Annotated in this window: 9 protein-coding genes and 1 pseudogene; 1 reads left to right on the top strand and 9 read right to left on the bottom strand. The window is 44.6% G+C overall.

Annotation, left to right across the window (positions count from 1 at the left end; translation table 11 throughout):
• Nucleotides 1-8: 8 nt before the first annotated feature.
• The 9 genes and pseudogenes from UA76_RS06895 to UA76_RS06860 form a co-directional block, all read right to left on the bottom strand.
• Nucleotides 9-596, bottom strand: a complete 588-nt coding sequence (locus UA76_RS06895; protein WP_047044272.1) for an HD domain-containing protein — start codon at nt 594-596, stop codon at nt 9-11.
• Between the two features lie 2 nt (nt 597-598).
• Nucleotides 599-1,177 (bottom strand): ribosomal protein S5-alanine N-acetyltransferase, encoded by a 579-nt coding sequence (gene rimJ / locus UA76_RS06890; RefSeq protein ID WP_047044270.1) that lies wholly within the window; start codon nt 1,175-1,177, stop codon nt 599-601.
• A pseudogene (gene tyrR / locus UA76_RS06885) lies at nt 1,177-2,720 on the bottom strand (transcriptional regulator TyrR). The gene rimJ and the pseudogene tyrR overlap by 1 nt, the downstream one beginning before the upstream one ends.
• A gap of 177 nt (nt 2,721-2,897) precedes the next feature.
• Nucleotides 2,898-3,122: a hypothetical protein gene (locus tag UA76_RS06880; RefSeq protein WP_047044268.1), complete on the bottom strand. Its 225-nt coding sequence runs from the start codon at nt 3,120-3,122 to the stop codon at nt 2,898-2,900.
• A gap of 154 nt (nt 3,123-3,276) precedes the next feature.
• On the bottom strand, nt 3,277-4,899 hold the full coding sequence (locus tag UA76_RS06875; RefSeq protein ID WP_047044266.1) for a mechanosensitive ion channel family protein: 1,623 nt from the start codon (nt 4,897-4,899) through the stop codon (nt 3,277-3,279).
• Nucleotides 4,900-4,908: 9 nt separating this feature from the next.
• Nucleotides 4,909-5,637 (bottom strand): tetratricopeptide repeat protein, encoded by a 729-nt coding sequence (locus tag UA76_RS22360; protein ID WP_052771971.1) that lies wholly within the window; start codon nt 5,635-5,637, stop codon nt 4,909-4,911.
• A gap of 83 nt (nt 5,638-5,720) precedes the next feature.
• Nucleotides 5,721-6,623, bottom strand: coding sequence for a response regulator (locus UA76_RS23395; RefSeq protein ID WP_238322203.1), 903 nt, complete (start codon nt 6,621-6,623; stop codon nt 5,721-5,723).
• Between the two features lie 5 nt (nt 6,624-6,628).
• Nucleotides 6,629-10,621 (bottom strand): ATP-binding protein, encoded by a 3,993-nt coding sequence (locus tag UA76_RS06865; protein ID WP_052771969.1) that lies wholly within the window; start codon nt 10,619-10,621, stop codon nt 6,629-6,631.
• Nucleotides 10,614-11,639, bottom strand: a complete 1,026-nt coding sequence (locus UA76_RS06860; RefSeq protein WP_047044265.1) for an HD-GYP domain-containing protein — start codon at nt 11,637-11,639, stop codon at nt 10,614-10,616. Before UA76_RS06860 ends, UA76_RS06865 begins: the two co-directional genes overlap by 8 nt.
• Nucleotides 11,640-11,887: 248 nt before the next feature.
• Here UA76_RS06860 and UA76_RS06855 point away from each other — a divergent pair, with 248 nt between their 5' ends.
• The gene (locus tag UA76_RS06855; protein ID WP_047044263.1) at nt 11,888-12,418 is read left to right on the top strand and encodes a DUF3332 domain-containing protein; all 531 of its coding nucleotides are present in this window, start codon (nt 11,888-11,890) and stop codon (nt 12,416-12,418) included.
• Nucleotides 12,419-12,423: the final 5 nt, after the last annotated feature.

Genomic DNA, 12,423 nt, shown 5'->3' with positions numbered 1-12,423 from the left:
TTTCCTCGTTATTGAAGCCAGCCTTTTTCTGCGGCTTCTTCGATCATTTGTTGGGCTTTGTCCCAAAGTACGCTTGAACCGTCGCCTATACGGCGGTTAACCGTTAATGCTTGCTGCTTTGTTACGCCATGTTCTTTCCAACTCTGCCCATCATTATGGTAGTTCAAAAGCATCGGTATAATTCTATCCAGCGCTTTACCGAACTTGGCATCTGCACTCTGGGCAGATTCGAATTCTAACCAAAGCGACATTAACTCATCGCCTTGGTCTTGGGGTAACATGCCAAACAGCCTTTTTGCGGCGTCTAGCTCTTTTTGTTCTTGCTCCGCAGAAGCGGCAACATCATAAACGAAAGTATCGCCCGCATCGATCTCTACAATGTCATGCAGCAGTAACATTTTAACGACGCGCGTAATATCCACGTCTTCATTTGCATGCTCTTGCATCAAGATAGCCATTAACGCCACATGCCAACTGTGCTCTGCACTGTTTTCTAAACGCTTCTCTGCACTCTTTACACGTGTACGTCGCAACACAGATTTAAGCTTATCAAGCTCCATCAATAAGTTGAGTTGCTGGGTAAGACGATCGCTCATAATTATTTTGCACTCCAATTTGGATTCACTAACGCAGTCAGTACGTGATCTTGCCACTGCCCGTTAATGAGTAAGTAATCTTTGGCGTAACCTTCCTTCTCGAACCCCAATGCCTCCAGCACTTTCGCACTGCGTTCATTGCATGGCATGTATCCAGCCATGATGCGATGCATGTTTTGAATCTCAAACATGTAGTTCACTGCCACCTCTAAACAGCGGCGCATAATGCCTTTCCCCTGCGCAGATTCTGCCAGTGAATAACCCACATTACACGCATGAAATGGGAAACGACTCAGGTTACTAAAAGAGATAGTGCCTAGCATTTCTTTGGTTTCTTCATCTTGAATCACAAGGTAGTAACCAAGCCCTAGTCTGTGCAGCTCATTGAGTTTAATTAAGCGCTGCGCCCAGCCTGTTTCCAAGAAAAAGGCTGCCTCACGCTTTGGCTCCCAAGGCTCTAAATAGGCTTTGTTGCTGTTGAAATAATTCGCCAGCATCGACGCATCGCTTAACTGCGCGGTACGTAAAATAAGACCATCGATACGCTCAAACACTTCAGTTGGAGTACTGCAATCACTCATTAGTTTTTGCGAATCCCGTAATCACGAAGCTTATTGGCAATCGAGGTGTGTGAAACACTTAAACGCTTAGCCAATTTACGGCTGGATGGGAAGGACTGATAAAGACGCTCCAGTACTTGCGACTCATAGTCTTTCATAATGTCATCTAACGAGCCGTCTAGGTTGATGCTAGTACTGGTTGAAACCACGTTTTCCAATTGAGGAAGGTGGAACAGTTCAATACTTAAAGGCTCATCTTGCAGTTCAGTCAGCGCTCGAAGGGCCATATTATCGAGTTGGCGCATGTTTCCTGGCCAAGGATAATTTGCCAGTTGATCGAGTAGCTCGTCTGCAATACTTGGTTTCGCCATACCCAATTGCTTGGTGTACTTGTTAATAAACAAATCGAGCAGCGGACCTAAATCGTTGGTGCGCTCACGAAGCGGTGGAATGCGCAGAGTCAAAACGTTCAAGCGATAAAATAGATCTTCACGGAATGCGCCAGATTCAGCTAAATCCGCTAACTTATGACGGGTAGACGCAATCACGCGCACATCTACATGCACTTCATGCTCTTCGCCAACACGTCTAAACGTGCCGTCTTGAAGGAAACGCAGAAGTTTGATCTGCAAATGCGGGCTCATCTCACCAATTTCGTCCAAGAAGACGGTACCACCATTGGCTTGCTCAAAAATGCCTTTATGGCCTTGTTCATGATTAAATGAACCTGGGGCATGGCCGAACAGCTCAGTTTCCGCTACATCATCAGGCATTGAAGCACAGCTCAGTACAAGAAACGGGAACGACGCTCGGTTTGAACGATTGTGGCAAGCCTTAGCAAGCATCTCTTTACCGGTGCCCGTTTCACCTTCGATCAGCAAAGGTTGGTCGAGCATCGCCAGTTTTTTCGCTTGGCTCATCAGCGCCTTATGGCGGTTAGACACACCAACAAAATGCTCAAAACCTAAGTTATTTTGCAAAGGCAAACTGTCTTCAAAAGCTTGTCCTGATTGGCTTGAGCGGATAATCATCACGGTACTCGCCAACGTCGCCTCTTCAGAGTCACCAGAGATATAAACTGGCATCACTTCCATGACGTAGTCTAAGCCGTTTATCACAAGATTTTCACGCTGGCGGCCGCAGTTACCTTCTGCCCATTTAGAGAAGTTAAGCCCGGCAGCATGCTTGAGATTTGCTCGTTCAAAATCTCTTGTTCGGTTTTCTGAAACAGACTCAGCGCAGCATGGTTCGCCATGTCGACTTGACCTTTTAAGTCAATCGCAAGCACGGGATCGGGAAGATTATTCAATAGAGCGATAAGCTCGGTGTTATGCCTCTCTATAGGCATAAACTGAATTTTTCGAACGTCGCGGACACCATCAATACGGCGTATTTCAGCCATTAATTCGCTGAAGGTATCAAAGTCGATATCGGGACAGTTTAGATAGATAATTCCGGTTACATCAATTTCGATACCTCGAAGATCGATGTTTTTGGAGGCAAGTATATCAAGCAGCTCACGGGTCAGCCCGAGGCGGTCTTCACATAAAACTTCTAGGCGCACTGAAAAACCTTAGCTCAAAGTGTCAGGAATTGTTGACAGTAGTTTCGCCCAAGCCCTCAGATGCGTCAAGCATCAAGGGTCTACAAACCTCACAATCATGGGCTTTACACCCTGTTTGTTCGAGTGTTTGACCTTTTATGATGAAATTTCAATCGAATGCTTTGAGCACTTGAGCTGTTATAACTTTTGAAACTCTTGATTCACTTGATAGCTACTGTCAGTCACAATCTTTTCTAATACGGCAACCCTTTCGGTGAGCTGCTTAACTTGCTCGCGGAGCTCTTCATTCTCTGCGCTTTGCGATTCGTTGATCTTTGACATCGCTTGCTGATGGTTAAAGTACTTCATTAGCGCAAGCCAACCAAAAACAATGGCAACAATAAATACGGGTGTAGTGATCATTTTACTTCCTCAATTGGGTATCTAACTCATTGTAATCGTACTCTTTGACCGAATACCGAGAGTCACTTCGCGGATACAAAAAAACAACGACCTTTCGGCCGCTGTTTCTCTTTTACAATAATCTCATTTTAAAAAAGCGTTTTTGGCCCCAGGATTATGAGTCCTTTTCAACGGTATGCGTATAGAGGTGAACATCGCGTTGCGGGAATGGAATCGAGATACCCGCTTCATCTAAGCGTTTCTTGACGGTTTCCGTCACGTCCCAATACACATCCCAATAGTCTTCCGTATTAACCCAAGGCCTTACGACGAAATCGACTGAAGACTCATTAAGGGTATGCACTTTCACGGCAGGTTCCGGATCTTTTAGGACACGCTTATCGCTGTTTATGATGTCATTAAAAATCGCTTTGGCTTCGTCGATGTCTTCGCCGTAACCAATGCCAAACACCATATCTACACGGCGGATACGCTCTGCGGTAATGTTGTTAATCACGTCTCCCCAGATCTTGTTGTTTGGGATCACCAATCTTTGGTTATCAATGGTTTGTACCGTTGTCGACACCAAGCTCATATTTCGCACGGTTCCTTGAATTCCCGCTACTTTCACCATATCTCCCACATCATAGGGACGATAGATTAAAATCATCAATCCAGAGGCGAAGTTAGACAAGGTATCTTGTAAGGCAAAACCAATGATGACACCCGCGACACCAAAACCAGTAAGCAGAGGCCCCATCTCGATGCCGATTTGCGACAACGCCACCAGTAAGCCAACGAAAACAACCGCTTTAGAGGCCATTGAAACGAAGAAGTCTTGCATCAAAACACTAAAGTCCATCTTTGAGTGTTTTACACTTTTCCGAACCCCTTTCCCAACAACACGCGAGACTTTAAGCGTGAAATAGATAATACCTAAAAACAGTGTCAGCTTTACGATGACAGATGGCGTATTCTCATACGCCCACTCTTTGAATGACGTTGCCCACCCATCCAGTAGCCCAAGCGCCACATCGATATCGAGTACATCTGCGTTTATATCGCCAGTCATCGATAGCAGCAGTTGCTTATCTTCGGTGACGTCAATACCCATAGCGCCAAGCAGTGAGATGCCAGACTCAAAACTTTGGATCATCATCGATTTGCGTTCGTTCAAACGTACCGCTTCATTAGTGAGTACGGCTTTTTCATCTTCAGATACATAAGGAAGCCTCGTTTGAACTTCTCTCTGTTGTGTGTCTAAGTAAAGAATAGCGTTGGAGAGAAAGTCGACACGGTCAAGCATCGCGCTACGAAATGCTTCTCTGTTTTCCTTAACATCAACGCCGCGTGCTTCAGCTTGACTGAGCGTTTCATCCAACTGTTGGTAATACAGGTCCATGATCGCGATGCGTCGCTGAATATTCAGGTTGATTTGCACCTTGTCGGCTTCTTCAGCCGTTCTTGATTGCTTAGCAAGCGTATCAATGGCGAGCTCACTCTCCCTAATCAAGGTGGTGAGTAGCTCAATCTGCTGACTCACTATCTTTCCAACAACTTCATCTTCGATGGTGCCGGCTTTGATCTGTTCCGCAACTCGATCGCGCAGATTCTCATTCTTACGGCGAAGCACATTTTCATAGAAAGGTTTATCCACTTCATGCGCTTCAAGCAGTGTGGTTAAATCCAGCATCAATTTGTCTTGAACATCTGAAACCGTCTGACCCACTGCGACGGAACTCATTAAAAGTAGTAAGCCAATAGCTGACGCTTTTAGCACCGATAGAATCCTTTTCATACCACCACCTTATTCATTGATATCAGCAGCTTCTTGCAACTGCTTCTCCATTTTAGTTTCGAGCACTCTTTGATGCCAATACTGCGCTTTTATTTCATCTTGAAGTTGATAATCGGTCACTAAATACAAACCAGCCAATGCCTCTTGCGCTTCTAACATGCCGTGTTGCGCAGCATTGATTAACCAAAACTCAGCTTTAGCGACGGTATCGGATGCCACGCCTATCGACAAGTAATAATTCGCCAAGGTCAATTGACTAAGATGATCACCTTTATTGGCCGCCACTTCGATCCAATTAATGTTCCCTAACCCGTTGTCGAGCTGCATCTTTTGATAGTTGGCCAGATGCAAGATGGCTGGCAAATACCCATTGTTGGCTGCTTCTTCTAACCAGTACATAGCACGAGATGAATCTGAATTAACACTGACGCCATCAATAAACATCAGAGCGAGATTATACTGGCCCTGTGGGTGCCCTTGGCTTGCTGCGAGCAAATACCACATAGCTGCTTCATCAACATCTTGCTCAAAGTAGTCTCCCTGTTCATACAGGAGCCCTAATTTAACTTGAGCATGAGCAACCCCTTCTTCCGCCGCATGTTGCAGGGCTTCGACCGTTTGCTCGCCCCAAGCGGGTCGCGCGCCAAAATCATCGTCAGGTTCAAGTTGAGTATTGGCAATACCTAGCGGAGAAAAGAAGCAGAACGACAGCAATAAGGTAGAAAAGATGTTTTTCATGACAGACCCTCAAATGTGAGGCGCCAGAATACGCATTTCTCGTCACTTAGACTTACCCTTTTGCGCCAACCCTCGGTTCGCGTTTATTCATCCAACAAAGATCGTAGTAGCTGTTTTGCGTTATCAAAATCGTACTGCTCTAAACTCTTTTTCACCTCATTCAGGGTAGCGTTTGCCGTTTGGTTAAACAGCTCCTCGGCTTTGGCTAACGCTTGACTATCGTAGGCATCAATAAGCGCAGATAGAGCTTCAACCGCCGCATGGTCAACCACTTCCACTGACGCAGACTCAACCTGCGTCTGCGTAGGCATCATGTGATGTTTAAGTTGCTCAATCAATACACTATGCTGTTCTCTCATTGGCGCAAGTTCATCGAGCACCGACTCTCCTTGGTTCACTTTTTGCTCCATGGTCGCCATATGCTGCGCGAGGATTTGCCCGCCAATCGACGCTGACATACTTTTTAAGGTATGGCACAACCTTTCCACCTCAGAAAAATCTAACGATGTTTCGATGTCTTGAATCATCTTCGGCGATTCAGAAATAAACCTATCTACAAGCTTGTGCTGCAGACGCTCATCGCCTTGGGTGAATTCTTTCAGCCTTATCGACGAGAAAACGCTGAGGTCTTGTGCAATTTCACTCGGTTCGGAAACCGCTGCCACGCTTTGTTCGACCAACAAACGGGCTCCGCCTTCTCCTTCAAGGAACTGCTTAAGCACTGTCACAAAACGTTCAAATACGATGGGCTTATCGATAAAGTCATTCACGCCGACATCGGTTGCTTTGCGTTTTTCTTCTTCAAACACATTGGCTGACATCGCAACTATAGGAACTGAGTTTTCAGACTCTCGAATTAAACGCGTAGCTTCATAACCATCCATTATCGGCATTTGCAGATCCATTAAGATCAGTTGGTAGTCTTCAGTCGAGGCTTTCGCAACCGCTTCTTCGCCATTAACAGCAAGGTCTGCGACAAGACCAATCTTATCTAACAGGCAAACGCCAGATCTTGATTAAATTCGTTATCTTCCACCAAGAGTATTCGAGCCTGATTAAAGAGATATGAATCAACCACATCAACTTGTGCTTTACTATGCTGTTCAATCTGTTCTTGAGACGCTAAATCAAAGTTCAAGGTAAAGTAAAAATCACTACCCTCATTTAAGCTACTCTCTACATCAATCGTTCCACCCATTGCATTTACAAGCTTCTGACTAATATTAAGGCCAAGTCCTGTCCCACCAAATCGTCTTGTTGTCGTACTGTCTTCTTGGCTAAAAGCTTTAAACAGACGATCGATGTTGTCCGGTGAAATTCCTATCCCTGTATCCTTAATTGAGTACTTCAACGTTACGCTGTCGTGCCGTTGCTCCACAAAATTGATCGAAATGGTCACGCCGCCGCGCTGTGTAAACTTAATCGCATTCCCAACTAAATTCAGGATAATTTGGAACAACCTTAAAGGGTCACCAATCATAAGCTGATCCGCTTCTGGCGCTATATCGACATCAAGGGTCAACCCTTTGTCCGTCGATTTCACTTCTATAAGTTCGGTAACTTCTTCAATGGTTTCACGCGGATTAAACGGGATGTACTCCAACCCAAGCTGACCTGCTTCAATTTTAGAAAAATCCAGAATGTCATTTATGATAGAAAGCAACGCTTCTGCTGAGTGGTGAACTTTTTTCACATAACCTTTGGCAATCGGGTTCGCAATTTCGTCAATCGCAAGGTGTGAAAGTCCTAATATGGCATTCATTGGTGTACGGATCTCATGGCTCATATTAGCTAAGAATTCCGATTTAGCTTGACTCGCCTGATCTGCTCTTAGCTTCTCTTCTTCGAGCTGATGATTTAACTCCTTCATCACAGAAATATCGAAGGCCCAAAAAAGTAATACGGGTTTATTGTCCCTCTCGAATAAGTAGTAACTCACTAAAGCGGTAAAGCTTTCTCCATTCGCTTTTAAAAGGTTCAACTCGCGGTTAACCACTTTGCCATAGGTGCTAAGCTCTTGATGGATGTCCGCCCTTTCTTGTGGGTCAGGATAGATAGTTGTAATGTCAAAGCTTTTTACGTCCACATCTTCTAGCCGAAACAACTTGCGCGCGGTTTCGTTAATGTAATCAATTTGCTCATTAATCACCTGAGCCGCGGCAATAGGAGAGGTATTTAAAATGCCATAAAGATGTTGCTGCGCATGTTCTAGTTCTTGTGTTGCCTTAGTGGCAATTGCCACTTGCTTTTTAAGCTGACGGTTCCAAACAAATATGAGCAGCAATATCACCAGAGAGAAAATCGAGACGGTGTAAACCAGTTGATAGTCAACTGTTTCAATCTCTCTTGGCGCAGACCATTTGGCTCGAATTTTTCGATGCTCATCGGTTGAAATCAGGTTGATGGCTTTATTAATGATTGCCAAAAGTTCCGGTTCACGGTTTGTGACATGAAAGGTAGGCGACACATAAAAGTTAAGCCTTTCTAATATCGAAATATCGGTATAACCGTAGGAATTAATCAAGTAGTTTAGGACAGTGATGGTGTCGACCATACCGTCTAGCTTCTTTGATTCTACTTGTTCTAAGCCACTGGCCGTGGACTCAATTAACACCCACTCAATGTTTGGATAACGCTCCATAATAAAGGGGGTATTGGAGGCACCACTTAGTATCCCTATTTTTTTACCTCGAGCTTCTTCGATTTGCAGATCATAAAAGCCACTTCTGCCCGCCACACCCATTCTGGCTGAAAAAAGTGCTTTAGCTGGCTGATAGGGATCACCTATTTTTTTGTTTTCTACCGCTGCTGAGATCAAGTCCAGCGATTCACTCTTAATAAGCGCTTCGGTTTCAGACCAACTAGACACAATATGTGCCTCAATGTTTAAACCCGTCTTCTTTTTAATCAGTGAAACGTAGTCACCAATCATACCAACGTATTCACCCTTAGAGGTAATCGCCTCGTAAGGCAAGGCTGCTGGGTCGACCCCCAAGCGGATGACGGTATGATCTTTCACCCACTTCTGCTCCCTAAGGTCAAGATTTAACACCTCATCAGTAAGCTCATTATCCTCATAAACCTCTTGGATATAGTTAAGTGCACCTGAACCAAAGCGGGCAAAACGGTTTACCGGCGGATAGTAGACATAGCTATCCATCAGCTTATCCATTGAAAAGTAGAAATCTAGATTACCAGCCTTACCTACCCCGGTTGATGTCACATACGATGCAACATGTTTTACGTGACCACTATTGGAAAGATTGACCTGCGATTCATACAGCCCTCTATTTTCTCCTCTATACCAAGAGGTTATTGCGTAGGGGTCATTGTCTAAGCTCAGCTCTATGACGGACAGCTTACCCTCTGGGTCGAACATGTCGAACAGTTCAGGCAACTCATTTAAGCGATCATTAACAATGAAATAAGCAGCAACATCGGCAACCACTTTGGATAAATGTAAAACTCGGCTGAGGTCTATTTGAACATGCTGATTGATGATGGATTGGTAGCGATCTTTCTTAAAGTCTTTGCCTGATAAAACTTGGTTGAATTTGTCTCGAATCAACTTGTCTCGAAACTTAACCCGGATGGGATAGCTCAACGCGTGTTTATCATGCATCTGTAGCTCATCAGGCTCAATAAAGTTGGTATTGGCGATGAACCAGTCCAGCACTCTTTTTTCAATCACAAACGCATCTATGCCCTGCGAACGCAATTGATTAAAGGCTTCCTCCATACTGTCAAAGTTACTAATACTCTCTACAGAGATGGATTCTTTCAAGCTCAAAACGGCAGTTTTACTCGGAGAGTTATCTTCATAAACCATTGCTCCCAATTTGAGTGGTTCTCGACTGCTCAAATTAATTGCACGTCGCTTTAGGCTAATGGGAATGTATTCAATTTCAACCAATGGATCACTGGCAAAGAAATTCGACTTACTTATCGTTGGCATACTCGAAACAAACGAAATTGATCCATTTTTATCCATCGCTTTTTTCGCAGCGGATGGTGGCATCGTTGAGACATCACCGACTTGATAGCCCATCTCATCAAAAACCGCTTGAATTAAATGGTGCTCTAGACCCACCGCGGGGCTATTGGGGTACATATAAGGAGGGTTACCAAATCCGAACACCCCTTTTAATGACGGACGATAAGGCGAGCTAGAAAGCCAACGCTTTTGCAACTCATTATGCTTTTCAACGGGGAACGACAATATTTGTTTATTCAATAATGCCAATAACTCAATGGCTTCTTTTCGAACCAACATGCTGGCTTTTGTGCTTCGCCAGTGTTCCAAGCCATATATAACAGACAGATCATCAATCCCAATACGATTTGCTAGCGTGATCATTGAAATAGGTTCAGATAAAACACCATCAATTTCTTGCCTTTCCAATGCTTCTAGCGCTTCGAGAGTTGAGTTAAACTCGATACCTTTGATTCGCGTAAGCTGAATCCCTGCAAGCTCTAAATTCAGCGAGCCTTTCACTGTACCTACTTTCGTACCTTCGCTCTTACTGGTTACACCATTGGAAAGCTTATCTTTGGTAAAAGCGATTCCTGATTGATAAGGAAAGTAAGGCTTAGAAGAGATTAAAACCGTACCCACTTTCTCTGGAACTTGGGCAAAGGGAAACACGTCGACAATGCCTTCGCGAAGTGCCTTCTTTGCTTCGGAAGGAGAAGAAACAATATGAAAATCAACCGATACGCCATACCGTTCAATCAAGTCCTGTGTATAGCCCTTGATGACCCCATCAACCTGCCCTTGTTCATTAATAAATGAATAGGGGTAATGGTTATCAAGAACCACGAACGTGATCGTCTGCCCTCGATTAAGCCAGTTTTGAACTTCAGTGGCCCCACTTTGTGCGGCCGAATAAAAAGAAAGACAGGCTCCGACTAAGACAAGCCAAAATTGAAGAGCCAAACGACGGGTTGTCTGATTGCAATGGTAGAATACGTGTGATCTATTCATCCTTGAAACGCTCTTTTATGACGAGTATTTCGTCAATATTTTTCTCAAAGTGTTCAACCACATCTGGGTCAAAATGCTGGCCTTTTTCTTCAACTAAAAGCCCTACAGCCCTGTCAACCTCCCACGCGGCTTTGTATGGCCGCTCAGAGGTTAACGCATCAAACACATCTGCAACCGCCGCAATTCTTGCTGTGAGGGGAATAGCCTGACCACTGGTGCCGTTGGGATAGCCCGATCCATCCCATTTCTCATGATGATTTTGTGCGACTTCAATCGCCATTCGCATGAGTTTTGAGTCACTAAACTGCCCTAAAATCTCCACCCCATACTCCACATGGCGCTGCATGATCGTCCACTCTTCTTGATCGAGCTTTCCCGGTTTTAGCAACACTTTGTCGGGGATACCAATCTTTCCCACATCGTGCATTGGGGCGGCATCTCTGAGCGTTTCCGCATCTTGTTCATTAAAACCCATTGAGCGCGCGAGTATGTAGCAATAGTGACTCATGCGTTTCACGTGCATACCAGTTTCATTGTCTTTGAACTCTGCTGCTCGCCCTAGGCTCTGAAGCGTTTCTAGTTTACCTTGGTTTATCTCACTGGTTTGCTCTTTAACCTTCTCATATAAGGTGCGTTGTTGGTCATACAAAGCTAACTGCGTTTTAACACGTTGTAGCGCAATGGCCGGGGTTATTGGTTTAGTTAAGTAATCGACCGCGCCAAGTTCTAGCCCTTTTACCTCATCCTCGGGAGCAATTTTCGCAGTTACAAAGATGATCGGAATGTGCGCCGTGTTTGGCTGAGATTTCAATGTTTCGCAAACTTGATAGCCATCGATGTCTGGCATCATGATATCGAGAAGAATTATGTCGGGTTGAGGTTGTATAGTTGCGATTTTTAACGCGATGTGTCCATTTATCGCCACTTTGACTTGATAGTCATTTTGCAAAATACCCGTTAATACATCTAGGTTACTTGGGGTGTCATCGACAACCAGTACCGTCGGTTTTGAACTCATTCAGCCATCACTCAAATAAATGAAATTGATAAAAAAAGTGTAAGACATAGGTTTCAATGCCTCCACTGAGTACCTACTTTTTTACGAAAACTGATCGTGTGAAATTGATAGCTTGATCCCCTTCACATCGAACACGTCCAATCGTTCAAATTGCTTTTTCACACAGTGGCGTAAAAAGGTAATTCTCAATTTTAGGAAAGCTGCATACTTCGCCCCGTTCCCAAAACCACAATGAAACAGGTAATGAAATGAAAATGATCGCTGTAAAACTGATTGGACTTTCTTTAATGGCTGCTGCGCTAACTGGCTGTGTGGGTAGCAACGCTGTCACAGGTAAAGTGATGAAGTTTAACGTAGAAGTCGTGGACAACCGCTATGCTCGTGCAGGTGTGAACTTCCTGTTAGCTCCGGTCTACGGTATTACTACGGCAGCCGATTATGTCGTATTCAACTCATTAGAGTTCTGGACTGGCAAAAACCCGCTTTCTGGCTCTCCACACATTTTTGATTCTGAAGCGGACACGCACTTCAAAGTGAATGACGAGTTAGACCCAAGTCTGACCGATGCGCCACTGTCTAACAACCGTACTATTGAGAGTGGCGAAATGGTCCAACTCGACGACAATACAGTTGAGATGAACATTGTTTACGATAATGGTGATCAAGCGACGCTGAAAGGCATTAAAGACGGTGAGAACGTCAGCTACTACATGGATGGCGAACTGGTAGCGCAAACCACCATCGATGAGCTTGAGAGACTCGCTCAAGAAAAAGCCTGATAACT

The organism is Vibrio mexicanus, from assembly GCF_001012815.1.
Lineage (GTDB): Bacteria > Pseudomonadota > Gammaproteobacteria > Enterobacterales > Vibrionaceae > Vibrio > Vibrio mexicanus.
This window is presented reverse-complemented; position numbering and strand designations above follow the sequence as displayed.

What these genes read in the sequence shown, in the direction of transcription:
- UA76_RS06895 (WP_047044272.1), bottom strand. Translation starts at nt 596, where the DNA reads ATGAGCGATCGTCTTACCCAGCAACTCAACTTATTGATGGAGCTTGAT.
- rimJ (WP_047044270.1), bottom strand. Translation starts at nt 1,177, where the DNA reads ATGAGTGATTGCAGTACTCCAACTGAAGTGTTTGAGCGTATCGATGGT.
- UA76_RS06880 (WP_047044268.1), bottom strand. Translation starts at nt 3,122, where the DNA reads ATGATCACTACACCCGTATTTATTGTTGCCATTGTTTTTGGTTGGCTT.
- UA76_RS06875 (WP_047044266.1), bottom strand. Translation starts at nt 4,899, where the DNA reads ATGAAAAGGATTCTATCGGTGCTAAAAGCGTCAGCTATTGGCTTACTA.
- UA76_RS22360 (WP_052771971.1), bottom strand. Translation starts at nt 5,637, where the DNA reads ATGAAAAACATCTTTTCTACCTTATTGCTGTCGTTCTGCTTCTTTTCT.
- UA76_RS06865 (WP_052771969.1), bottom strand. Translation starts at nt 10,621, where the DNA reads ATGAATAGATCACACGTATTCTACCATTGCAATCAGACAACCCGTCGT.
- UA76_RS06860 (WP_047044265.1), bottom strand. Translation starts at nt 11,639, where the DNA reads ATGAGTTCAAAACCGACGGTACTGGTTGTCGATGACACCCCAAGTAAC.
- UA76_RS06855 (WP_047044263.1), top strand. Translation starts at nt 11,888, where the DNA reads ATGAAAATGATCGCTGTAAAACTGATTGGACTTTCTTTAATGGCTGCT.